The 21,654-nt window shown below is 62.2% G+C and carries 22 protein-coding genes; 18 read left to right on the top strand and 4 right to left on the bottom strand.

What is annotated here, in order from left to right; all coding sequences use genetic code 11:
• Nucleotides 1-113: 113 nt before the first annotated feature.
• From BHD08_RS07855 to BHD08_RS07885, 7 genes are all read left to right on the top strand, one after another.
• Nucleotides 114-863 (top strand): electron transfer flavoprotein subunit beta/FixA family protein, encoded by a 750-nt coding sequence (locus BHD08_RS07855; protein WP_125021377.1) that lies wholly within the window; start codon nt 114-116, stop codon nt 861-863.
• A complete protein-coding gene (locus tag BHD08_RS07860) occupies nt 864-1,793 on the top strand; it encodes an electron transfer flavoprotein subunit alpha/FixB family protein (protein WP_015276557.1) in 930 nt (309 codons plus the stop codon).
• Between the two features lie 125 nt (nt 1,794-1,918).
• Nucleotides 1,919-2,740, top strand: a complete 822-nt coding sequence (locus BHD08_RS07865) for an ABC transporter substrate-binding protein (protein ID WP_015276558.1) — start codon at nt 1,919-1,921, stop codon at nt 2,738-2,740.
• Nucleotides 2,741-2,748: 8 nt separating this feature from the next.
• On the top strand, nt 2,749-3,105 hold the full coding sequence (locus tag BHD08_RS07870) for a DUF4398 domain-containing protein (protein WP_015276559.1): 357 nt from the start codon (nt 2,749-2,751) through the stop codon (nt 3,103-3,105).
• A gap of 14 nt (nt 3,106-3,119) precedes the next feature.
• Nucleotides 3,120-3,899: an OmpA family protein gene (locus tag BHD08_RS07875; RefSeq protein ID WP_125021519.1), complete on the top strand. Its 780-nt coding sequence runs from the start codon at nt 3,120-3,122 to the stop codon at nt 3,897-3,899.
• 103 nt (nt 3,900-4,002) lie between these two features.
• Nucleotides 4,003-5,433, top strand: a complete 1,431-nt coding sequence (locus tag BHD08_RS07880; protein ID WP_015276561.1) for a PLP-dependent aminotransferase family protein — start codon at nt 4,003-4,005, stop codon at nt 5,431-5,433.
• A gap of 34 nt (nt 5,434-5,467) precedes the next feature.
• Nucleotides 5,468-5,983 (top strand): hypothetical protein, encoded by a 516-nt coding sequence (locus BHD08_RS07885; protein ID WP_125021378.1) that lies wholly within the window; start codon nt 5,468-5,470, stop codon nt 5,981-5,983.
• A 42-nt stretch (nt 5,984-6,025) separates the two neighbouring features.
• On the opposite strand, the gene BHD08_RS07890 is transcribed toward BHD08_RS07885, so the two are convergent.
• Nucleotides 6,026-8,584, bottom strand: a complete 2,559-nt coding sequence (locus tag BHD08_RS07890; RefSeq protein WP_125021379.1) for an EAL domain-containing protein — start codon at nt 8,582-8,584, stop codon at nt 6,026-6,028.
• A gap of 95 nt (nt 8,585-8,679) precedes the next feature.
• Nucleotides 8,680-8,847, bottom strand: a complete 168-nt coding sequence (locus BHD08_RS07895; RefSeq protein WP_015276564.1) for a DUF2897 family protein — start codon at nt 8,845-8,847, stop codon at nt 8,680-8,682.
• A gap of 187 nt (nt 8,848-9,034) precedes the next feature.
• Here BHD08_RS07895 and pyrF point away from each other — a divergent pair, with 187 nt between their 5' ends.
• Nucleotides 9,035-9,730 (top strand): orotidine-5'-phosphate decarboxylase, encoded by a 696-nt coding sequence (gene pyrF / locus BHD08_RS07900; protein WP_125021380.1) that lies wholly within the window; start codon nt 9,035-9,037, stop codon nt 9,728-9,730.
• Between the two features lie 53 nt (nt 9,731-9,783).
• On the opposite strand, the gene BHD08_RS07905 is transcribed toward pyrF, so the two are convergent.
• Nucleotides 9,784-10,788, bottom strand: a complete 1,005-nt coding sequence (locus BHD08_RS07905; RefSeq protein ID WP_125021381.1) for an NADP-dependent oxidoreductase — start codon at nt 10,786-10,788, stop codon at nt 9,784-9,786.
• A 217-nt stretch (nt 10,789-11,005) separates the two neighbouring features.
• Between BHD08_RS07905 and BHD08_RS07910 the strand changes: the two genes are divergently transcribed.
• Nucleotides 11,006-11,767, top strand: a complete 762-nt coding sequence (locus BHD08_RS07910; RefSeq protein WP_125021382.1) for an SDR family oxidoreductase — start codon at nt 11,006-11,008, stop codon at nt 11,765-11,767.
• 48 nt (nt 11,768-11,815) lie between these two features.
• On the opposite strand, the gene BHD08_RS07915 is transcribed toward BHD08_RS07910, so the two are convergent.
• Nucleotides 11,816-13,003 (bottom strand): benzoate/H(+) symporter BenE family transporter, encoded by a 1,188-nt coding sequence (locus tag BHD08_RS07915; protein WP_125021383.1) that lies wholly within the window; start codon nt 13,001-13,003, stop codon nt 11,816-11,818.
• A gap of 238 nt (nt 13,004-13,241) precedes the next feature.
• On the opposite strand from BHD08_RS07915, the gene fliE reads away from it, so the two are divergent.
• From fliE to BHD08_RS07960, 9 genes are all read left to right on the top strand, one after another.
• Nucleotides 13,242-13,571 (top strand): flagellar hook-basal body complex protein FliE, encoded by a 330-nt coding sequence (gene fliE, locus BHD08_RS07920; protein WP_125021384.1) that lies wholly within the window; start codon nt 13,242-13,244, stop codon nt 13,569-13,571.
• Between the two features lie 13 nt (nt 13,572-13,584).
• The gene (gene fliF, locus BHD08_RS07925) at nt 13,585-15,369 is read left to right on the top strand and encodes a flagellar basal-body MS-ring/collar protein FliF (protein ID WP_125021385.1); all 1,785 of its coding nucleotides are present in this window, start codon (nt 13,585-13,587) and stop codon (nt 15,367-15,369) included.
• Nucleotides 15,362-16,378 carry a flagellar motor switch protein FliG gene (fliG, locus tag BHD08_RS07930; protein WP_015276571.1) on the top strand — a complete coding sequence of 339 codons (1,017 nt, stop codon included), beginning with the start codon at nt 15,362-15,364 and terminating at the stop codon, nt 16,376-16,378. The genes fliF and fliG overlap by 8 nt, the downstream gene beginning before the upstream one ends.
• A gap of 19 nt (nt 16,379-16,397) precedes the next feature.
• The gene (gene fliH / locus BHD08_RS07935) at nt 16,398-17,174 is read left to right on the top strand and encodes a flagellar assembly protein FliH (RefSeq protein ID WP_125021386.1); all 777 of its coding nucleotides are present in this window, start codon (nt 16,398-16,400) and stop codon (nt 17,172-17,174) included.
• On the top strand, nt 17,164-18,522 hold the full coding sequence (fliI, locus tag BHD08_RS07940) for a flagellar protein export ATPase FliI (RefSeq protein WP_125021521.1): 1,359 nt from the start codon (nt 17,164-17,166) through the stop codon (nt 18,520-18,522). Before fliH ends, fliI begins: the two co-directional genes overlap by 11 nt.
• A 3-nt stretch (nt 18,523-18,525) precedes the next feature.
• Nucleotides 18,526-18,978 carry a flagellar export protein FliJ gene (gene fliJ, locus BHD08_RS07945; protein WP_106158307.1) on the top strand — a complete coding sequence of 151 codons (453 nt, stop codon included), beginning with the start codon at nt 18,526-18,528 and terminating at the stop codon, nt 18,976-18,978.
• A gap of 230 nt (nt 18,979-19,208) precedes the next feature.
• On the top strand, nt 19,209-19,514 hold the full coding sequence (locus BHD08_RS07950; protein ID WP_015276575.1) for an STAS domain-containing protein: 306 nt from the start codon (nt 19,209-19,211) through the stop codon (nt 19,512-19,514).
• 1 nt (nt 19,515) lies between these two features.
• Nucleotides 19,516-21,207 (top strand): fused response regulator/phosphatase, encoded by a 1,692-nt coding sequence (locus BHD08_RS07955; RefSeq protein WP_177412649.1) that lies wholly within the window; start codon nt 19,516-19,518, stop codon nt 21,205-21,207.
• 28 nt (nt 21,208-21,235) lie between these two features.
• The gene (locus BHD08_RS07960; RefSeq protein WP_125021388.1) at nt 21,236-21,586 is read left to right on the top strand and encodes an Hpt domain-containing protein; all 351 of its coding nucleotides are present in this window, start codon (nt 21,236-21,238) and stop codon (nt 21,584-21,586) included.
• Nucleotides 21,587-21,654 lie beyond the last annotated feature (68 nt).

The following is a 21,654-nucleotide window of genomic DNA, read 5'->3' on the forward strand; positions in this document are numbered from 1 at the left end:
ATACGGACGGTTTGCACTCGCCGAACAGGGCAGCGGCTTTCAAAACCCAAGCCACGAGCAAGGCTCGGTTCGCCTCGGCGGAATTCTATTCACCGGAGAGTAACGAGGAATCCATGAAGGTTCTTGTAGCTGTCAAACGAGTGGTCGATTACAACGTCAAGGTTCGCGTCAAGGCGGACAATTCCGGCGTTGACCTCGCCAACGTCAAGATGTCGATGAACCCCTTCTGCGAAATTGCCGTGGAAGAAGCCGTACGCCTGAAAGAGAAGGGCATTGCGAGCGAAATCGTTGTCGTCTCCATCGGTCCGACCGCTGCCCAGGAGCAGCTGCGCACCGCGCTGGCGCTGGGCGCCGACCGCGCCGTGCTGGTCGAGTCCAGCGATGAACTGAACTCCCTGGCGGTCGCCAAGCTGCTCAAGGCCGTGGTCGACAAGGAGCAGCCGCAGCTGGTCATCCTCGGCAAGCAGGCGATCGACAGCGACAACAACCAGACCGGGCAGATGCTCGGTGCACTGACCGGCTACGCCCAGGGCACTTTCGCCTCCAAGGTGGAAGTGGCTGGCGACAAGGTCAACGTGACCCGCGAAATCGACGGCGGTCTGCAAACCGTTGCGCTGAGCCTGCCGGCGATCGTCACCACCGACCTGCGTCTGAACGAGCCGCGCTACGCGTCGCTGCCGAACATCATGAAGGCCAAGAAGAAGCCGCTGGAAGTGCTGACTCCCGATGCACTGGGCGTAGCCACCAACTCCACCGTGAAGACCCTGAAAGTCGAAGCGCCGGCTTCCCGCAGCGCCGGTATCAAGGTCAAGTCCGTGGCTGAACTGGTCGAGAAACTGAAGAACGAGGCGAAGGTAATCTAAATGACTATCCTGGTTATCGCTGAACACAACAATGCCGTCCTCGCGGCCGCTACCCTGAACACCGTTGCCGCCGCCAAGGCCATCGGTGGCGACATCCACGTACTGGTAGCCGGCAGCGGTTGCGGTGCCATCGGCGAAGCAGCCGCACAGATCGAAGGCGTAGCCAAGGTGCTGGTCGCCGACGATGCGGCTTACGCCAATCAGCTGCCGGAGAACGTCGCGCCGCTGATCGCCGACCTGGCGAAGAACTACAGCCACGTGCTGGCTGCAGCGACCACCAACGGCAAGAATTTCCTGCCGCGCGTTGCTGCTCAACTGGATGTCGATCAGATCTCCGAGATCATCGCGGTTGAAAGCGCCGATACCTTCAAGCGCCCGATCTACGCCGGTAACGCCATCGCTACCGTGCAGTCCAGCGCTGCTGTGAAGGTCATCACCGTGCGCGCCACCGGCTTCGATGCCGTGAATGGCACGGGCGGCTCGGCTGCGGTCGAGCAGATCTCCGGGACTGGCGATGCGGGCAAGTCCGCCTTCGTCGGCGAGGAGCTGGCCAAATCCGATCGTCCTGAGCTGACTGCTGCCAAGATTGTCGTGTCCGGCGGCCGTGGCATGCAGAACGGTGACAACTTCAAGCACCTGTACTCGCTGGCCGACAAGCTTGGCGCTGCGGTCGGTGCCTCTCGTGCCGCAGTCGATGCTGGCTTCGTGCCGAACGACATGCAGGTCGGTCAGACCGGCAAGATTGTCGCGCCGCAGCTGTATATCGCGGTCGGTATCTCCGGTGCCATCCAGCACTTGGCGGGCATGAAAGACTCCAAGGTGATCGTTGCGATCAACAAGGACGAGGAAGCGCCGATCTTCCAGGTTGCCGATTACGGCCTGGTGGGCGATCTGTTCGAGATCGTGCCGGAGCTGGAAAAGCTCGTCTGAAGTCGATCGCTGCAAGGAAAGAACCCGCTCATGTAGCGGGTTTTTTCATGGGCGATGGATGGGGGCGGCGGTGTAACATCGGCGAACCCGATCGGTACCGGTTCACTCACAGCAAGGGGATCTTCATGCGTTTCGCTTTTCCGAAATTAGCTCTGGCCGCGCTGGTGCTGGCAACGCCGCTCATGGCAACGGCAGCGGGAAAGTGTGATCGTCTGGTCGCTACCGGGGCGGCCGACAACCCACCGTTCTTATGGCGAGATCCGCAGAACCCCAAGCGCCTGGTTGGGGCCAACGCCGATCTGCTCGGGCAGATCGCCAAGTCTCTCGACCTGAAGCTGGATCTGCTTTACACAGGCGATCGCGCCAAGGCGCTCGAGGAGGTACGCAGCGGCCGGGTCGACGTACTCGCGGACGCGACCCTGACCGTGCAGCGGCTCGAAGAGCTGGATTTCGTTCACCCGCCCATCCTGCAGCTACAGACCGTGGCCTGGGTGCGCAATGAGCCGGGTTTCTTCTACGCGAGTCGCGAGGATCTGCGAGGCCATACCGGCATGACCGTCGGCGCCAGCCGACTGGGGAGTGAATTCGATGCCTTTGCAAAGAGCGATCTGAAATTGCAGCAGGTTCCCGGTCTGCCTCAAGGGCTGCAGAAGCTGGTGTCCGGCGGTGCCGACTATCTGTTGCATGAGCGCTACAGCGCCGTCGTTGCAGCCGATGCGGCGGGCGTTCTGGACAAGGTTCAGCGTCTCGAGCCGCCGGTCGTCGCGCGGGACATGCACCTGGCTATTTCCCACGACTCTGCCTGCAATGATCCCTGGTTGCGAGGACAGCTGGCGCGGAAGATGACAGAATTGCGTGCGGCCGGCGTGCCCGAGCAGCTGGTGGCGCATAATTTGACAGTCTGGAAGAACCAGCAGTTGGAGCGGGTAAACGCTCCGAAGAACTAGGATCCGCCGTGTTGAAACAGCTTTTCCCCAGCGTATTGTTGGCTGTCCTCCTGATGAGCGGGTGCGCGAGTGACCCAGCCCCGATCGAACAGCTGCGTCTGAGCGAACAGGCCATCGAGCAGGCGCGCTCCGTGGATGCCTCCGAGGCCTACGAAGAACTGATTCTTGCCGAGAGCAAGCTGAGCGCGGCTCGCGCCGCCCTGGAAGCAGGTGACAACCGCGAGGCGCGCGTACTCGCTGAACAGGCAGAACTGGATGCCCGTCTGGCCGAAGCCAGGGTGCTCAAGGACAAGCGCCAGGCGCAAGTGGACGATCTTACCCGACGTATCCAGCGCTTACGCCAGCAACTGGGAGAGGTCCGGTGAGAAGCCCATTAGTCATGGTGGTTGCCGCTCTGCTGTTGGCAGGTTGCGTCAGTCAGGAGACCGAGCGCGAGATCAGTCAGGCCTCCACTACGTTGGAGCGCGTGCAGGCCGACAGCATGACTCAGCGTGCTGCACCGAAGGATCTACAGCGCGCACTGGAAACGCTGCAGCGCGCGGAACGCTTCAACGAGTACTGGGGCGGCACCGCGGACGCGCGCCATTACGCTTATCTGAGCCAGCGCTACAGCGAGATTGCCGATCAGCAGGGCGCGTTGTTGCAGCATCAGGAGCAGGTTGCCCGGCTGGAAATGGAGCGTGACCGGCTGCGCCGCATGTTGCAGGACGCCCAGTTGATGACGGTCGAACAGCAGGGACGGTGGCTGGAAGATCAGATGATGAGCCTGGCGGCGAGCGAGACTGATCGCGGGATGGTGATGACGCTGGGCGACCTGCTGTTCCATGCCGGCAGTGCCAGTTTGAACAGCTCCGCCAACCGGACCTTGCTCAAGCTCGTGCACTTCCTCCAACTCAATCCGCAGCGCAAGGTGCGCATCGAGGGTTACAGCGACAGTCGCGGCGACCCGCAAGCGAATCTCGCACTGTCCTTGGCCCGGGCGCAGACCGTGGCCGACTTGTTGGTGAATCTGGGTATCGCGGGCGAGCGTATCGAGGTGCGCGGTTACGGCGAGCGATTCCCGCTGGCCGAGAACGCGTCGGCCCGGGGCCGCGCGCAGAATCGTCGAGTCGAAATCCTGTTCTCCGACGCCGAAGGCAATCTCGGCCCTGATCGCTAGCGACGCTACGTCTACTGTTTCGCCCACACTCAGCGCAACTGTATTGGTTTCATTCGGGGTTACTGAGCTACTGTTACGGTTCAGTTGGCAGGAGACCGACGAAATGACCAATCTGTTGCTCTATCAGCGCATTGCCCAGCAGCTTGCCGAGGACATCCGGCGGGGCGTCTATCGACCCGGCGAGCGTGTGCCTTCTGTGCGCAAGATGAGCCGACAGCTCAGCGTCAGCCACGCGACGGTTTTGCAGGCGTATGCCAACCTCGAGGATCAGGGCATGATCCGCGCGCGTCCGCAATCCGGCTTCTATGTTCACCAGACACCGGTTCTTACTGCGCCGACGCCGGATATCGCCCAGGTCGAGAGGCCGACGCTGGTCACTCGCAGCAGCATCATCAATCAGGTGCTCAGCGAGTCGCGTCGCGAGGGTCTGATTCCTTTGGGGGCAGCGGTACCCCACGTCGATTACCTGCCGGTGCGGGCGCTCCATCAGCAGCTCGCCAAAGTCACGCGCTTCCAGAGCCCGCGGGCGTTCAGCTACATGTTCAGCCCAGGTTACGAGCCGTTGCGCCGCCAGGTCGCGATCCGCATGCGCGACGCGGGGGTGGTGGTCGATTCCAGTGAGATCGTCATTACCCATGGATGTGTCGACGCGTTGCAGATGTCTCTGCGCGTACTGACCAAGCCCGGCGATCTGATTGCGGCCGAGTCACCGACTTACTATGGGCTGTTGCAGTTGGCCGATCTGCTCGGACTCAAGGTCATCGAAATCCCCAGTGATCCCGATACCGGAATGAGTCTGGAGGCGTTGCAGCTGGCAGCGGGGCAGTGGCCGATCAAGGCGTTGGTGTTGACCGCGCGGCTGAGCAACCCGTTAGGCGTGAGCATGCCTGACCATCGGCAGAAGCAGCTGCTGAGTTTGGCGGCGCGCTTCGACATTCAGATTGTCGAAGACGATATCTATGGCGAGCTGATGTTCGAGCAGGATCAGTACAAGGCGCTCAAGTCCAATGACCGTGAGGGGCGGGTTATCTACTGCTCGAGCTTTTCCAAGACGCTTTCGCCGGGCGTGCGGATCGGCTGGGTCATTGCCGGTCGGTACCAGCCGGAGATCGAGCGGTTGCAGACGTTCAGTACCCACTCCGCCTGTAGCGTGACGCAAATGGGGGTGGCTGCCTATCTCGAGAACGGTGGCTACGACCGGCATCTGCGAGCGATTCGCCAGGAATACCGCAAGAACCTCAGCGCCTTTCAATTGGCGGTACAACGCTATTTTCCGGAAGGCACCCAGATGACGCGGCCCAAGGGCAACTTCATTCTCTGGGTCAGCCTGCCGGTACGGGTCAATACGCAGGACCTCCACGTGAGGGCGCTGGAGCAGGGCATCAGCATCGCGCCGGGGCTGATCTTCAGTAACACTGAACAATTCAACCACTGCATTCGTCTCAATTGTGGGCTCCCCTGGAATAACGAGACCGAGCGGGCGCTGCGTACACTCGGGCAGCTGGCTTTGGAGCTGTGCCGGGACGCACAATAGTATTTCTACCCCCGCAGTTCTGAGGTACGTCCCCATGCAAAGGCCGCTGGTGCTGTTGTTATTGTTGGCCTTGCTGGGCGGATGTGGTGATGATGATTCGAGGTCCGAGCCTGAGGATGTGCCTGCGCCAAGCGAGCCATCGGCGCAGGCTCCGGTTGTCTCCGAGCCTGCCGAGGCGCCGCCGGATCTGCAGATTGAACTGGCGGCACCCGAGGAATCTGCCGATCCGGCTTTGCCAGACGTGCAGATCAAAATTCCTGAACCTGAACCTGAACCTGAACCGCGGCCTGTTCCAGCCAAGCGCCCTGCGCCTCCGAAAGAGGAGGAGGTTCAGCTTGCCGAGCCTGAACTGGATCTGCACCTGCCGGAGGAACTCGTCGAGGAGCTGATGCCCGCTCCTAGTGCAGAGGCTGCGCGGCTGCTGCCGCCGCTTTTCGAGAACGGCAAGGCGTCTCAGTCGATGCAGATCGGCGGCCGCCTCATATCGGGCGAGAACGATGACGAGGCGTTGATCGACGGAGCTGAAATCCGTTTCGAGTTCAAGCGCTGAACTCAGGCGCCTCGGTGACGAGGCGCGGTGTATCAATGGACGTCAGCCTGCACCCGCAAGCAGCCGCCTCAATTCCTCGGCGGGCATGGGCAGGCTCATGTGAAAACCTTGCACTTCGGTGCATCCGTCATCGGTCAGCAAACGCAGTTGTTCTTCGGTTTCCACTCCTTCGGCAGTCACGCGCATCTGCAGCCCTCGGCCCAGCTCGATCAGGGCGCGCACGATGGAATGATCTTCCATCGACTGTTCGATGCCGGCCACGAAGCTGTTGTCGATCTTTATCACATCGAACGGGTAGTGGCGCAGGCTGGTCAGCGACGAGTAGCCGGTGCCGAAGTCGTCCACGGCCAGGTGTACGCCGAGCGCCTTGATGCGCTTGAGCAGGTCCAGTGTGCTTTGGGTTTCCTGTAGCAGCGCACTTTCGGTGATCTCCAGTTCCAGACGCTCGCCCGCCAGGCCGTTGTCGCGCAGTGCCTGGCTTATCTCGTCCAGCAGGCGATCGTCATGCAGCTGCAGCGGTGAGAGGTTGACCGATACGACCATATCGACCGGCCAGGTGGCGGCCTGCTGACAGGCTTGCTGCAAGACCCAGCGGCCGAGCGGGATGATCAAGCCGGTTTCTTCGGCCAGCGGGATGAACTGCTCGGGCAGCAGCAGGCCGTGGGTGGGATGATGCCAGCGAACCAACGCCTCGGCGCCGATGATCCGCATGCCCTGGCTCAGGTAGCGCGGCTGATAATGGACTTCCAGGTGCTGTTCGGCGATCGCAACGCGCAGTTGCTCCTCGCGCCTGAGTCGTTCATGCAGCCGCTGGTCCATGTCCCGCCCATAGGCGCGCCAGGTTCCACGGCCGGCATCCTTGGCCTGATACAGGGCGATGTCGGCGCAGCGCAGTAGTTCGTTGGCCTGGGTCGCATCCATAGGCGCCAGAGCCACACCGATGCTGGCGCCGATACTGATCTGATGGTTCTCATAGGCGAACGGCGCGCTGAGCGCCTCGATGATGCGGTTGCACAGCCGGTCGATGTCTTCGTCTTCGCTCATGCGATGCAACGCGACGACGAACTCGTCACCACCCAGGCGCGCCACCAGATCGCCGTCGCGTGTGCGTTCGCGTAGCCGCGAGGCTACGCCCATCAGTACCTCATCACCCGCCGCATGGCCCAGGGTGTCGTTCACCGGCTTGAAACGATCCAGATCGATGTAAAGCAGCGTCATCGTCGAGCCGCTGCGCAGTGATGCCAGGTTCTGCTCCAGGTAGTCACGCAGCCGGCTGCGGTTGGGCAGGCCGGTCAGCGGGTCGTGCTGCGAAAGGTACTGGATTCGCGCCTGCGCCTTGGTTTCCTCGGTGACGTCGCTGGCCGTGCCGCGGTAGCCGACCAGCTTGCCGTCATGCTGAATGCTGCGGGCCGCCAGCCGGCAAAAGCGCTCACAACCGTCTGCTGCCCGATAGCTGCTGCGCAGCGGTGTAATCTCCGGTGCTTCGAGCCAGCTGTGCAGGGCTGCGCTGTCGGAAATCAGCAGCTCCAGCAAGGGGCGGCCTAGCCACTGTCTGGGTTCATGGCCGGTGATTTGCCGAAAGCGGTTGGAGAGAAACGTCAGCCGCGCCTGGTCATCGGTCTCCCAGATCCAGTCGGAAGCCGCCTCGGCGACATCGCGAAAGCGTTCTTCGCTTTCGGCTAACGCGCTTCGGCTGGCTGCGAGCCGTGCGTAGCTGACATCAAGCAGATGCATGGAGCGCAGGGCGTGGCGCATCAGTAGCCAGGCCAGCAATCCCAGACCGAGCGCGACCGCTGCCAGAATTGGCAGGGTTACCCAGAGCAATAGGCGACCAGGTTGGGGGGCGGTCCAGGTGAAGTGGATGGCTGAGCCGTTCTCCATCGTCTGCGCGATGCTGGGACCATCCAGTGGCGCCAGACCGCCGGCCAAACGCAGATGCTCGATTGCATACTGCGCGCCGATTTCTTCCAGCCGCGCTGCATCCAGCAGGTCGACGAAGAGCAGAATAGATGAGGGGCCGTCGATCTCCTCGACGTTGGCGCCGCCTGTGCTCAGCACCGCCGCGGCGACCAGTGCTGGCTGGCCTTCTGACCACAGTAGCGAGGACACGCCGACATCCTCTTCCACCGCGGTGCGGGCGCGCGCCAACAGCTCCGGCAAGCCGCCCTGCAGGTACTCGCGGCTGTCTACCGGCTGCAATTTGCCACGGACTACCGAGTAGGCCGTTTCGCCATCCGGATTTATCACCAGTACCGCTTCGTAATCGAAATCCTTGTAAAGCGAGGGGCCGAGGTTGGCCTGTGTGTATGCCCAATCCGTATCGGGCTGCCCGTTGAGATGCCTGTAGGCGTCACCCCAGAAGGCGTAATCGACGATGGAGCGATTCATCCAGTCGTGCTGGGCCTGCAGCGCCTTGCTGGCGAGGAACTGACTCTGTGCCAATGCATCCCGGTCGATATGCCGAGCTATGTTGATAAGCGCAAGCGCTGCTGCAACCAGTGCGGCGACGAGTAGCGCAACCATGCTGGGCAGGATACGTCGGGCGAACAGTGTTCTGGCCTTCGGCTTCATCGGGCCGTTGCCATTGGAAGGAGCGTGCATGCGGGGGTCCTTACTAGAACTGCAATGATCGCGGTTATGAAGGCCTTAAGCCACTACTGGCTAGCGAAAACTCGTGTCAGGTGCACGGGGCCGGGTTATCGATCACGCGATTCCTGCGCATCCGCTTCGGCATTGCGCTGGGCAATGCGTTTCTTTTGTTCTTCGGTTAACGGGATCTTGCGTGCGGTCGAGCGCAGCATCAGCAGACTGCCGACAATCGATCCGAGTGCGACGAGCAGAATCAGCCAGAAATACCAGGGCATGCTGTTTCTCCAGGCGAGTGGTTGATGGGGCGCTCGAGCTGCGACCTGTTGTGCACTTTACGGCGGCGCGCACGTGGGGTCACCAATCCGGGTCAAGCTCCTGCATGGATTTTGACCTTGTGTGAGGGCTTTCGTCGCGCTCGGTGTTTTCTGCGACAATGCGCGCCGACTTTTCCGAGGACGTGTCATGACCTGCCAGACTCCGATTATCGTAGCGCTCGATTTCCCCTCTCGCGATGCCGCGTTGGCATTGGCGCGGCAGCTCGATCCCAAGCTGTGCCGGGTCAAGGTCGGCAAGGAGCTGTTCACGCGTTGTGGTCCGGCGGTGGTCGAGGCACTGCAGGGAATGGGCTTCGAGGTGTTCCTCGATCTCAAGTTTCACGACATTCCCAACACCACCGCGATGGCGGTGAAGGCCGCTGCCGAGCTGGGTGTGTGGATGGTCAATGTGCACTGCTCCGGCGGGCTGCGGATGATGGCGGCGTGCCGTGAAACGCTTTCCGGTATGGCCGGACCCGCGCCGCTACTGATTGGCGTGACGGTGCTGACCAGCATGGAGCAGGACGATCTCGCCGGCATCGGTCTGGACGTTGCGCCGCAGGAGCAGGTATTGCGGCTCGCTGGGCTGGCAGCGCAAGCGGGACTCGACGGGTTGGTTTGTTCGGCGCAGGAGGCAGTACCGCTCAAGGCGCAGTACCCGGCACTGCAGCTGGTCACCCCCGGCATCCGCCCGGCCGGTAGTGCGCAGGACGATCAGCGGCGCATTCTCACGCCAGCCCAGGCTATGGCAGCAGGCTCTGATTATCTGGTGATCGGCCGGCCGATCGCGCAGGCGGCCGATCCGGCGCGAGCGCTGGCAGCCGTGGTGGCCGAACTGGCATGACGAAAAAAGGCTGGGCCTCACGGCTCAGCCTTTTTGACGCAGCGGACAGGTGCTCAGCTGACCTTGAGCACCAGCTTGCCGAAGTTGCCGCCGGTAAACAGCTTCATCAGCGTATCCGGGAAGGTCTGTAGCCCCTCGATGATGTCTTCCTTGCTCTTCAGTTGGCCGCTCGCGAGCCATTCGGCCATGTCGCGCATTGCCTCGGAATAGCGCGAAACGTAGTCGGTTACCACCATACCTTCCATCCGCGCGCGGTTGACCAGCAGCGACAGGTAGTTGGACGGCCCCTTCACCGCTTCCTTGTTGTTGTACTGGCTGATGGCGCCGCAGATCACTACCCGCGCGCCGACGCTGATGCGTTGCAGCACGGTATCTAGGATGTCGCCGCCGACGTTGTCGAAGTACACGTCCACGCCTTTCGGGCATTCGCGCTTCAAGCCAGCCGCCAGATCCTCGTTCTTGTAGTCGATGGCACCGTCGAAGCCGAGCTTCTCGGTAAGAAAGCGGCATTTGTCCGCGCCGCCGGCGATGCCCACCACGCGGCAGCCTTTGAGCTTGGCGATCTGCCCGGCGATGCTGCCGACTGCGCCGGCGGCGCCGGATATCACCACGGTTTCGCCGGCCTTGGGCTGACCGACTGAAAGCAGCGCGAAGTAGGCGGTCATACCGGTCATGCCCAGCGCCGACAGGTAGCGCGGTAAGGGCGCCTGCTGTGGGTCGACTTTATAGAAACCTTTCGGCTCGCCCAGGTAGTACGCCTGCACGCCCAGGGCACCGTTTACGTAGTCGCCTTCCTTGTAGTCCGGGTGCTGCGAGGCGATCACCTTGCCGACGCCCAGCGCGCGCATCACTTCGCCGATGCCAACCGGCGGAATATAGGACTTGGCATCGTTCATCCAGCCGCGCATGGCAGGATCGATGGACAGGTACTCGACCTTGACCAAGATCTGATTCGGGCCAGGCTCGCTCACCGGCTTCTCGACGTAGTCGAAGGTTTCCCGGGTCGGCGCACCGATCGGCCGCTGGGCTAGCAGGAATTGCTGGTTGAGCAGGGTCATGAAATAAGCCTCGTGTATGCGAAAGGTTTGGTTTAGCCCGCTTGGCTCTGCATCGCAAGGAATGCGAGGGCACTGGAATGCACGGGCATCCAGTTCGGTGATATGACCGTGGCGGCAGTTAAATGCGCGAGCGCATAACGGTATAAGTTCGACCGGGAAGCCTTATGTGGTCATTTCGCGGCCACAAGGCGAGTCGAATTCTTCGGGAAGAACAATCATGAGCATGACATTCTCCGGGCAGGTCGCCCTGGTAACCGGCGCAGCGGCAGGTATCGGTCGCGCTACCGCGCAGGCGTTCGCCGAGCAGGGTCTCAAGGTGGTGCTGGCGGACATCGATGAGGCCGGCATCCGTGACGGTGCAGAAAGCATTCGTGCCGCTGGCGGTGAGGCGTTCGCCGTACGCTGCGACGTGACGCGCGATGCCGAGGTCAAGGCGCTCATCGAGCAAGTGCTGGCGCAATTCGGTCGGCTCGATTACGCATTCAACAACGCCGGGATCGAGATCGAGCAGGGTCGGTTGGCCGAAGGCAGTGAGGCGGAGTTCGACGCGATCATGGGTGTCAACGTCAAGGGCGTGTGGCTGTGCATGAAGCATCAGTTGCCGGTGATGCTCGCGCAGGGCGGAGGTGCCATCGTCAATACCGCGTCGGTCGCGGGGCTGGGCGCCGCGCCGAAGATGAGTATCTATGCGGCGTCCAAGCACGCGGTGATCGGCCTGACCAAGTCGGCGGCAATCGAGTACGCCAAGAAAAAGATTCGTGTGAATGCCGTATGCCCGGCGGTGATCGATACCGACATGTTCCGCCGCGCCTACGAGGCCGATCCGCGCAAGGCTGAGTTCGCCGCCGCGATGCACCCGGTCGGGCGCATCGGTAAGGTCGAGGAGATCGCCGCCGCAGTGTTGTACCTGTGCTGCGATGGTGCAGCGTTCACTACCGGCCAAGCGTTGGCGGTGGATGGTGGTGCGACGGCGATCTAGCGAGCCTGGCCCGGCCTTCTCTGGGCCGGGCAACACTTTTGACGCGGCCTAGCTGCGGCGGCTCAGAATCACCAACGTCAACACCCCCGCAATCAGCCCCCAGAGCGCCGCGCCGATTCCGAACAGGGTCAGCCCCGACGCCGTCACCATGAAGGTGATCAGCGCCGCTTCGCGCTCGCTGGGTTGCTGCATGGCCTGGGTCAGGCCTGAGCCGATGGAGCCGAGCAGCGCCAGTGCGGCGACCGACAACACCAGCGCCGCCGGAAAGGCGGCGAACAACGCCGCCAGGGTTGCGCCGAAGATCCCGGCGATTCCGTAGAAAACGCCGCACCAGGCAGCCGCCGTATAGCGTTTGTTTGGATCGGGGTGGGCTTCAGGACCCGCGCAGATCGCCATCGTGATCGCCGCCAGATGGATGCCGTGGGAACCGAAGGGTGCCAGCAACACCGAAGCGATACCTGTCGTCGAGATCAGCGGCGACGCGGGTACCTGATAGCCCTCGGCTCGTAGCACAGCCAGCCCAGGCATATTCTGCGAGGCCATGGCAATGACGAACAGCGGAATGCCGATGCTGAAAATGGCGGCAAAGGACAGTGCTGGCGTGGTCCATACCGGAATCGCCAGCTGCAGACTGAAACGCTGAAAATCCAGCAAACCGGAGACGCCGGCGATCAGGCAGCCGACCAGTAGCGCGGCGAGCACGGCGTAGCGTGGCTGCAGCCGTTTGGCCAGCAGGTAGCTGAAGAACATCCCGAGCACCAGCGCCGGCTGGACCTCCACAGCCTTGAATATCTCGATGCCGATATTGAACAGCACGCCCGCCAACAGCGCGGCGGCCAACGATGCCGGCACACGCCGCATCAGTCGCTCGAAACTGCCGGTCAGGCCGCACAGGGCAATCAGTGCCGAAGCGAAGATGAACGCGCCGATCGCTTCGCCGTACGGCACGCCAGGCAGGCTGGTAATCAGCAGCGCAGCACCAGGAGTCGACCAGGCGACCACCACCGGGGTGCGAAAGCGCAGTGACAGGCCAACGCTGCAGATGGCCATGCCGATCGACAACGCCCAGATCCACGATGAAATCTGCGCCGCACTCAGACCTGCTGCCTGGCCAGCCTGGAACATCAGTACCAGCGAGCTGGTATAGCCGGTGAGCATGGCAATGAAACCAGCCACGATGGTCGAGGGCGAACTATCGCTCAGGGGGCGCAAGGCGGTGCGGCTGATCTCAGTCATTTTGCTTTCTACTTATTAAAGATGCGGCGGTGCGCAACGGCGAACCTGGCGTACAAGCCTATTGGCCTCTGCGGGCTGCGTCGCGGTACAGCCGCGAGTGCATCGGACGTAACAGTCGCCAGCCAGGGTGCAGGTCATCGCCGTACCAGGGCGATGCGCTGCAATCTGGCACCCTTGTTGCTATCTAGTCTTTGCCTGCTGCGAAGCGTCAAAAAAACCGCAGCTGTTGGAGGGTTAGATGAGTCAGGGTGTTCAATTCAATCGCTTGATGCTGGAAATGCGGGCCATGCAGACCGATGCAATGGCGCGCAGCAAGCCGGAGGTCCAGACCCAAGAGGTCGGCGCTCCGAGCTTCTCCGACATGCTTGGCCAGGCGGTGAACAAGGTTCACGAAACCCAGCAGGTTTCGAGCCAGATTTCGTCTGCCTTCGAAATGGGGCAGGGCGGTGTCGACCTGACCGAAGTGATGATCGCCTCGCAGAAGGCCAGCGTTTCCTTTCAGGCCATGACCCAGGTGCGTAACAAACTGGTTCAGGCTTACCAAGACATCATGCAGATGCCGGTGTGAGGTGGATTGAATCATGGCTGAAGCGTTGAGCAACGTTCCGGTGCCGACTACCGCCGAGGATGCCAAGAAGCCCTTGCTGGGCCTGTCCTTTCTGGAAAACCTGTCGGATATGTCGATGCTGCGGCAGGTTGGCCTGTTGGTCGGTCTGGCGGCCAGCGTGGCGATCGGTTTTGCCGTGGTTCTCTGGTCGCAGCAGCCCGACTATCGCCCGTTGCTCGGCAGCCTGGCGGGGATGGATGCCAACCAGGTGATGGAAACCCTCGCCGCTGCGGATATTGCCTATACCGTCGAACCCAATTCCGGTGCCCTGCTGGTCAAGGCCAACGATCTTGCGCGCGCTCGTCTCAAGCTGGCCAGTGCGGGCATCGCGCCGGCCGACAGCAATATCGGTTTCGAGATTCTTGACAAGGATCAGGGCCTCGGCACCAGCCAGTTCATGGAAGCGACCCGTTATCGTCGCGGCCTCGAAGGCGAACTGGGCCGGACCATCTCCAGCCTGAACAACGTCAAGGGTGCCCGCGTGCACCTGGCCATTCCGAAAAGCTCGGTGTTCGTCCGTGACGAGCGCAAGCCAAGCGCTTCGGTGCTGGTCGAGCTGTATCCCGGCCGCGCACTGGAGCCGAGCCAGGTGATGGCGATCATCAACCTGGTGGCGACCAGCGTGCCGGAACTGAACAAGTCGCAGATCACCGTGGTGGATCAGAAGGGCAACTTGCTGTCCGATCAGCAGGAGCTGACCGAGTTGAGCATGGCCGGCAAGCAGTTCGACTACAGCCGTCGCATGGAGAGCCTCTACACCCAGCGCGTGCACAACATCCTGCAGCCGGTGCTCGGCAGCGGCCGCTACAAGGCTGAAGTCTCGGCGGATGTGGACTTCAGCGCGGTCGAGTCCACCTCGGAGACTTTCAACCCCGATCAGCCGGCGCTGCGCAGCGAGCAGAGCGTCAACGAGCAACGTCAGAGCAGCCTGCCGCCGCAGGGCGTGCCGGGCGCGCTGAGCAATCAGCCACCTGGACCGGCCGCTGCGCCTGAACAGGCCAATCAGGCCGCCGCTGCTGCTGGTGCTGTGGCCCCTGGTCAACCGCTGCTGGATGCCAATGGTCAGCAGATCATGGACCCGGCAACGGGCCAGCCGATGCTCGCACCGTTCCCGGCGGACAAGCGTGAGCAGGCCACGCGAAATTACGAGCTCGACCGCTCCATCAGCTATACCAAACAACAGCATGGTCGCCTGCGTCGCCTGTCGGTAGCCGTGGTGGTTGACGATCAGATGACGCTGAATGCGGCCGGCGAGATGGTTCGCGTGCCCTGGACTGCAGACGATCTGGCGCGCTTTACCCGCCTCGTGCAGGACTCGGTAGGCTTCGATGCAAGCCGCGGCGACAGCGTCAGCGTGATCAACACGGCCTTCGTGGCGGACAGTTTTGGCGAAACCTTCGAAGAGACTCCGTTCTACTCGCAACCCTGGTTCTGGGATGTCGTCAAGCAGGTGCTCGGCGTGCTGTTCATCCTCGTGCTGGTGTTCGGTGTGCTGCGTCCGGTGCTCAAGAGCCTGACCAATCCCTCCAGTGGCAAGGAGCTGCAAGTCGCCAATGGTCCGGGTGATCTGGGTGACGAGGAAGGCCTGGAATCCGGCCTGTCGAATGACCGGGTCAGCCTGAGTGGCCCGCAGAACATCCTGTTGCCAAGCCCCAGCGAGGGATATGAAGCCCAGCTGAATGCGATCAAGAACCTGGTGGCCGATGACCCGGGACGGGTAGCCCAGGTGGTGAAAGAGTGGATCAACGCTGATGAATGACAATCGACTTCCCGCCAAGCTCAACAAGGTCGACAAGGCAGCCATCCTGCTGCTCTCGCTGGGTGAAACCGATGCCGCGCAGGTTCTGCGCCATCTCGGTCCGAAGGAGGTGCAGCGGGTCGGCACCGCCATGGCGCAGATGCGCAATGTGCAGAAGACGCAGATCGAACAGGTGATGAGCGAGTTTGTCGAGATCGTCGGCGATCAGACCAGCCTGGGTGTCGGCTCCGATGGCTATATCCGCAAGATGCTCACCCAGGCCCTCGGTGAGGACAAGGCGGGCGGCCTGATCGATCGTATCCTGCTGGGCGGCAATACCAGCGGGCTGGACAGCCTCAAGTGGATGGAGCCACGGGCGGTGGCCGATGTGATCCGCTACGAGCACCCACAGATCCAGGCCATCGTGGTTGCCTACCTCGACCCGGATCAGGCCGGCGAGGTGTTGTCGCATTTCGACCACAAGGTGCGGCTGGATATCGTGCTGCGCGTTTCCTCGCTCAATACCGTGCAGCCCGCTGCCCTGAAGGAGCTGAACCTGATTCTGGAGAAACAGTTCTCCGGTAGCACCAACACCAGCCGGGCCAGCCTGGGTGGCGTGAAGCGTGCCGCCGACATCATGAACTACCTGGACAGCTCCATCGAAGGCCAGCTGATGGACGCGATTCGCGACGTGGACGAGGATCTGTCCAGCCAGATCGAAGACCTTATGTTCGTCTTCGACAACCTTGCCGAAGTCGACGACCGTGGCATTCAGGTGCTGCTGCGTGAGGTATCCTCCGACGTGCTGGTGATGGCGCTCAAGGGCGCCGACGACGGCATCAAGGAGAAGGTCTTCAAGAACATGTCCAAGCGCGCCGGCGAGCTGCTGCGCGACGATCTGGAAGCCAAGGGACCGGTGCGCGTCAGCGATGTCGAAAACGCGCAGAAGGAAATCCTCACCATTGCTCGCCGCATGGCCGAAGCCGGGGAAATCGTCCTGGGCTCCAAGGGCGGCGAAGAGATGATCTAAGCAGGTACGAACCCTACACATGGCCAAGGACAACCCCAGCGACCTCATTCGCGCGAAGGACGTCAGTTTGTTCGATCGCTGGTCTTTGCCCAGTTTCGATCCGCAAGGTGAAGAACAGCTGGTGCCTGCGGCGGCGGTCGTGGAGCAACCGGTCGAGGAGTTGGCGCGCAGCGAGGACGTTCCGGTCGAGGAAGTCAAACCGCTGACGCTCGACGAGCTCGAGGCGATCCGCCAGCAGGCTTACAACGAGGGCTTCGGCACCGGCGAGAAGGACGGTTTTCACGCCGGGCAGCTAAAGGCCCGTCAGGAAGCCGACGCGGCGCTGGCGCCTCGCGTGGAAAGTCTGGAGCGGCTGATGGGTCAATTGCTCGACCCGATCGCCGATCAGGATCGCAACCTCGAACATGCGATGGCCACGCTGGTCAGCCATATGGCGCGCGAAGTGATCCAGCGCGATCTGCTGATCGATTCCAGCCAGATCCGCCAAGTGCTACGCGAAGCGCTGAAGCTGTTGCCCATGGGTGCCAGCAACGTGCGCATTCACGTCAATCCGCAGGACTTCGAGCTGATCAAGGCACTGCGTGAGCGGCACGAGGAAAGCTGGCGCATTCTCGAGGACAGCAGCCTGCTGCCTGGCGGCTGCCATATCGAAACCGAACACAGCCGGATCGATGCCAGCATCGAAACGCGCCTCACCCAGGCCATCAAGCAGCTGTTCGAGCAACAGCGCGAAAATGCCACTCATCCACCGCCGGCGGATCTGACGATCGATCTGGATGTTTCCGATGCGCCTTGAGCGGGTCAGCTTCGCCAAACGTTTCGAGGCTTATCGCGCAGCGATCAATTTGCCCAGCCAGCCGCTGCTGGAAGGACGCTTGTTGCGCATGGTCGGCCTCACGCTCGAGGCGGAAGGCCTGCGCGCGGCAGTCGGTAGCCGCTGCCTGGTGATCAACGACGATAGCTATCATCCCACCGAGGTCGAGGCCGAGGTGATGGGCTTTTCCAGCGGCAAGCTGTATCTGATGCCGGTCGGCAGCCTGGCGGGCATCGCACCTGGCGCACGGGTCGTGCCGTTGCTCAATACCGGGCGGCTGCCCATGGGCATGTCCATGCTCGGTCGCGTGCTCGACGGGGCAGGGCGCGCGCTGGATGGCAAGGGCGGCATGAAGGCCGAGGACTGGGTGCCAATGGATGGGCCGGTGATCAACCCGCTCAAGCGCCATCCGATCAGTGAACCGCTGGATGTCGGCATCCGCAGCATCAATGGCCTGTTGACGGTCGGGCGCGGTCAGCGTCTCGGTCTGTTCGCCGGCACCGGTGTCGGCAAGTCGGTGCTGCTGGGCATGATGACCCGCTTCACCGAGGCCGACATCATCGTGGTCGGGCTGATTGGTGAGCGCGGCCGCGAGGTCAAGGAGTTCATCGAGAACATCCTCGGCGAGGAGAGCATCAAGCGTTCGGTGGTAGTCGCGTCGCCGGCCGACGAGGCGCCGCTGATGCGGCTGCGTGCCGCGCAATATTGCACACGAATCGCCGAGTATTTTCGCGACAAGGGCAAGAACGTGTTGCTGCTGATGGATTCGCTGACGCGTTACGCCCAGGCCCAGCGTGAGATCGCCCTGGCCATCGGTGAACCCCCGGCGACCAAGGGATACCCGCCGTCGGTGTTCGCCAAGCTGCCCAGTCTGGTCGAGCGCGCCGGCAATGCCGAGCAGGGCGGTGGTTCCATCACGGCGTTCTATACCGTGCTGTCGGAAGGCGATGACCAGCAGGACCCGATCGCCGACGCCGCTCGTGGGGTCCTTGACGGGCACATTGTGCTGTCGCGCCGGCTGGCCGAGGAAGGCCACTACCCGGCCATCGATATCGAGGCCTCCATCAGCCGGGTCATGCCGCAGGTGGTGAGCGCCGATCACGTGCGCGCTTCGCAGCGCTTCAAGCAGTTGTGGTCGCGCTATCAGCAGAGCCGCGACCTGATCAGCGTCGGTGCCTACGTGCCGGGTGGCGATCCGGAAACCGACATGGCGATTGCGCGGCAGGCTGAAATGGTCCGCTATCTGCGCCAGGGGCTCGATGAAAGCGAAAACCTGGACCAGAGTGCCGCGCAACTGGCTGCGGTCTTCAGTCCACGGCAGGCGGGCTAACCGATGGCGGCCAGTCGAGCGGCGCGCCTGGCGCCGGTCATCGAAATGGCCGAGCGCGCGGAACGTGATGCCGCGCGCCTGCTGGGGCAGGCGCAGACGCAGCTCGCGCAGGCTGAAACCAAACTCGCCGAGCTCGATCAGTACTTTCGCGATTATCAGCAACAGTGGATGCAGCAGGGTAGCCAAGGCGTTTCCGGTCAGTGGCTGATGAACTACCAGCGTTTTCTGTCGCAGCTGGAGTCGGCCATCGGCCAGCAGCAGCGCAGCGTCAACTGGTATCGCGACAATCTGCTCAAGGTCCGTCAACAGTGGCATCAAAAGCATGCGCGCGTGGAAGGCCTGAGCAAGCTGATCGAAAGCTATCAGCGCGAGGCGCGCATCGCGGCAGACAAACGTGAACAAAAGTTGCTCGACGAATTCGCTCAGCGGCTTGCCGGGCGTGCTCGCGACCTATGACCACGCCTGCCATGCTTCGGCGCGATCCGGCCGGATTCGTGCTTGCCGTGTTGTAGCTTGAATGATAAATCTTCACCCGTTTTCCACGCAGCGACCATCGACCCTGGATAGACGTTCGATCCGGCCCGGTACGGTCGCTGCACATCCAGCCCGAATACGGCTGTCACTACGCTTAAGCGACGGCTGCCAATGCGCGCGGCCTCAAGACGTTCCGGATCAGGGAGTGCCACATGACCATTAACTCGCAGCCTTCGGTGGATGGGCAGGAGCTGACCATTTCCATTAGCGGACGCTTCGACTTCAATGCGCATCAGGCCTTCCGCGATGCTTATCAGCGTCAGGACGTGAACCCTCAGCGTTACGTGGTGAATCTGCAGGGCACCACCTACATGGACAGCTCCGCGCTGGGCATGCTGCTGTTGCTGCGTGACCACGCCGGCGGCGATGAGGCCGACATTCGTCTGCTCAATTGCAGCCCTGATGTTCGCAAGATTCTTTCGGTATCCAACTTCGAACAACTGTTCGTGATTGCCTGACATGCCCATGCGGCTGTCGATTCTGATCGCCGAGGACAGCCCGGTCGATCGAATGCTGCTTTCAACGATCGTTACCAGGCAGGGACATCGGGTACTTACCGCGGCGGATGGTCAGGAGGCGGTCGAGCTGTTCCAGCAGGAGCGGCCACAGCTGGTGCTGATGGATGCCCTGATGCCGGTGATGGACGGTTTCGAGGCAGCACGACGGATCAAGCAGCTCGCCGGTGATGAGCTGGTGCCGATCATCTTTCTGACTTCGCTGACAGAAAACGAAGCGCTGGTGCAGTGCCTGGAAGCAGGTGGCGACGACTTCATTGCCAAGCCTTACAACCCGATCATTCTCGAAGCCAAGATCCAGGCCATGCACCGCCTGCGCCGACTCCAGGCGACGGTGCTCGAGCAGCGCGACCTGATTGCCAGGCGCAACCAGCAACTGCTCGCCGAGCACCGGGCGGCCAAGGCGATCTTCGACAAGGTTGCCCATGCCGGTTGCCTGAGCGCGCCGAATATCCGTTATCGCCAATCGCCGCAAGCCCTGTTCAATGGTGACCTGCTACTGGCGGCCCAGGCGCCGGCAGGGCAGATGTTCGTCCTGCTCGGCGATTTCACCGGGCATGGTCTGCCCGCGGCCATTGGTGCCATGCCGCTGGCAGAGACTTTCTACGGGATGGCCGCCAAGGGCTACTCCGGCGCCGATATCCTTCGTGAGATGAACGCCAAGCTCAAGCAGATCCTCCCGGTGGAAATGTTCTGCTGCGCGATGTTGCTCGACATCAATCCCAAGCAGGGCAGCCTGCGTGTGTGGAACGGTGGGTTGCCGGATGGTTACCTGATAGGTGCCAATGGCCAGCGCACCGCTCTGGTGTCGCGGCATCTGCCGTTGGGGGTGGTCTCTGCTGCGGCGCTCGACGACAAGTTCGAGCATTACCCGCTGGCACCCGGCGACCGACTGCTATTGCTGTCCGATGGCGTGGTGGAGAGTCGCAACGCCGACGATGAACTGTTTGGCGAACAGCGCTTGCTGGCTGCGCTGACTGCCAATCGCGATCCGGCGCAGCTCTTTGATGAGATCGAGCAGGCGCTGCTGGATTTCCATGGTCAGCAGCACGACGACCTCAGCCTGGTTGAGGTCGTGGTCACCGATGAGGCGATGGCAATGCCGCTGGTTGCGCCGGCTACTGCGCATCGTTCGCGGCCCATGGACTGGTCGGTGCGGCTCGAGTTGCGCGCCGAGAGTCTGCGTAGCGGGAATCCGTTACCGATGCTGTTGCAACTGCTTCTGCAGGTCAACCAGCTGCGCCCGCGTGCGGGTGCGATCTACGCAGTGCTGGGCGAGCTGTACTCCAATGCGTTGGAGCACGGGGTGCTTGGCTTGGATTCGGCACTGAAACGTGACGCCGAAGGCTTCCAGCGCTACTACGACCTGCGTCAGCAGCGGCTGCAGGCGCTGGCGGACGGATATGTTCATCTGGAACTGGCCATCAGCACCGATAGCCAGGGCGGGCGCTTGCGCATTTCCATCGATGATAGCGGTGCCGGGTTCGACGTGACGCGAGCGCTGCAGGGTCAGCTGGGTAGTGATCGTTTCAGTGGTCGCGGGCTGTATCTGGTGCGCCAGTTGAGCGACGGATTCGACTGGCAGTCGGACGGCCGCGGCCTGAGCGTGGAGTTCGTCTGGCGGCCTGATGCATAATCCGCCGCTTTCAAGCAGGAGGGTGTCGGTGTCCAACACTCATCTCGACAGCGCTGTGCTGGCCACGCTGCAGGACGTCATGGAAAGTGAATATCCGGCGCTGCTGGATACCTTCCTTGCCGATTCCGAAGAGCGCGTTCGCCTGCTGCGGCAGGCCTATCAGGCCGAGCAGGCGGAAACTCTGCGTCGCGCCGCACACAGCTTCAAGGGTAGTTGCAGCAATATGGGGGCGGTGCTCCTGGCGGAGCTTTGTCAGGAACTGGAAACCGCTGCGCGAGGTGAGCAACTTGCCTTGGCCCCCGCGCTGATTGCCTCCATCGAGCGTGAATTCGCCATTATCGGCATCCTGTTCCGGGCCGAGCGTCAACGCTACGGTTGAGCGGCCAAATCTCTGACGCATTTGTAGCCTCGGTTCGCCTGATGACGATCTGCTGAGTGCAACTACAG

Source organism: Pseudomonas sp. SCT (assembly GCF_003864275.1).
In the GTDB taxonomy this organism is placed as follows: Bacteria; Pseudomonadota; Gammaproteobacteria; order Pseudomonadales; family Pseudomonadaceae; genus Stutzerimonas; species Stutzerimonas stutzeri_AE.

What these genes read in the sequence shown, in the direction of transcription:
- fliH (WP_125021386.1), top strand. Translation starts at nt 16,398, where the DNA reads ATGGCCAAGGACAACCCCAGCGACCTCATTCGCGCGAAGGACGTCAGT.
- BHD08_RS07880 (WP_015276561.1), top strand. Translation starts at nt 4,003, where the DNA reads ATGACCAATCTGTTGCTCTATCAGCGCATTGCCCAGCAGCTTGCCGAG.
- BHD08_RS07950 (WP_015276575.1), top strand. Translation starts at nt 19,209, where the DNA reads ATGACCATTAACTCGCAGCCTTCGGTGGATGGGCAGGAGCTGACCATT.
- fliJ (WP_106158307.1), top strand. Translation starts at nt 18,526, where the DNA reads ATGGCGGCCAGTCGAGCGGCGCGCCTGGCGCCGGTCATCGAAATGGCC.
- fliG (WP_015276571.1), top strand. Translation starts at nt 15,362, where the DNA reads ATGAATGACAATCGACTTCCCGCCAAGCTCAACAAGGTCGACAAGGCA.
- fliF (WP_125021385.1), top strand. Translation starts at nt 13,585, where the DNA reads ATGGCTGAAGCGTTGAGCAACGTTCCGGTGCCGACTACCGCCGAGGAT.
- BHD08_RS07905 (WP_125021381.1), bottom strand. Translation starts at nt 10,788, where the DNA reads ATGACCCTGCTCAACCAGCAATTCCTGCTAGCCCAGCGGCCGATCGGT.
- BHD08_RS07895 (WP_015276564.1), bottom strand. Translation starts at nt 8,847, where the DNA reads ATGCCCTGGTATTTCTGGCTGATTCTGCTCGTCGCACTCGGATCGATT.
- BHD08_RS07890 (WP_125021379.1), bottom strand. Translation starts at nt 8,584, where the DNA reads ATGCACGCTCCTTCCAATGGCAACGGCCCGATGAAGCCGAAGGCCAGA.
- fliE (WP_125021384.1), top strand. Translation starts at nt 13,242, where the DNA reads ATGAGTCAGGGTGTTCAATTCAATCGCTTGATGCTGGAAATGCGGGCC.
- BHD08_RS07860 (WP_015276557.1), top strand. Translation starts at nt 864, where the DNA reads ATGACTATCCTGGTTATCGCTGAACACAACAATGCCGTCCTCGCGGCC.
- pyrF (WP_125021380.1), top strand. Translation starts at nt 9,035, where the DNA reads ATGACCTGCCAGACTCCGATTATCGTAGCGCTCGATTTCCCCTCTCGC.
- BHD08_RS07910 (WP_125021382.1), top strand. Translation starts at nt 11,006, where the DNA reads ATGAGCATGACATTCTCCGGGCAGGTCGCCCTGGTAACCGGCGCAGCG.
- BHD08_RS07915 (WP_125021383.1), bottom strand. Translation starts at nt 13,003, where the DNA reads ATGACTGAGATCAGCCGCACCGCCTTGCGCCCCCTGAGCGATAGTTCG.
- fliI (WP_125021521.1), top strand. Translation starts at nt 17,164, where the DNA reads ATGCGCCTTGAGCGGGTCAGCTTCGCCAAACGTTTCGAGGCTTATCGC.
- BHD08_RS07855 (WP_125021377.1), top strand. Translation starts at nt 114, where the DNA reads ATGAAGGTTCTTGTAGCTGTCAAACGAGTGGTCGATTACAACGTCAAG.
- BHD08_RS07955 (WP_177412649.1), top strand. Translation starts at nt 19,516, where the DNA reads ATGCCCATGCGGCTGTCGATTCTGATCGCCGAGGACAGCCCGGTCGAT.
- BHD08_RS07885 (WP_125021378.1), top strand. Translation starts at nt 5,468, where the DNA reads ATGCAAAGGCCGCTGGTGCTGTTGTTATTGTTGGCCTTGCTGGGCGGA.
- BHD08_RS07875 (WP_125021519.1), top strand. Translation starts at nt 3,120, where the DNA reads ATGGTGGTTGCCGCTCTGCTGTTGGCAGGTTGCGTCAGTCAGGAGACC.
- BHD08_RS07865 (WP_015276558.1), top strand. Translation starts at nt 1,919, where the DNA reads ATGCGTTTCGCTTTTCCGAAATTAGCTCTGGCCGCGCTGGTGCTGGCA.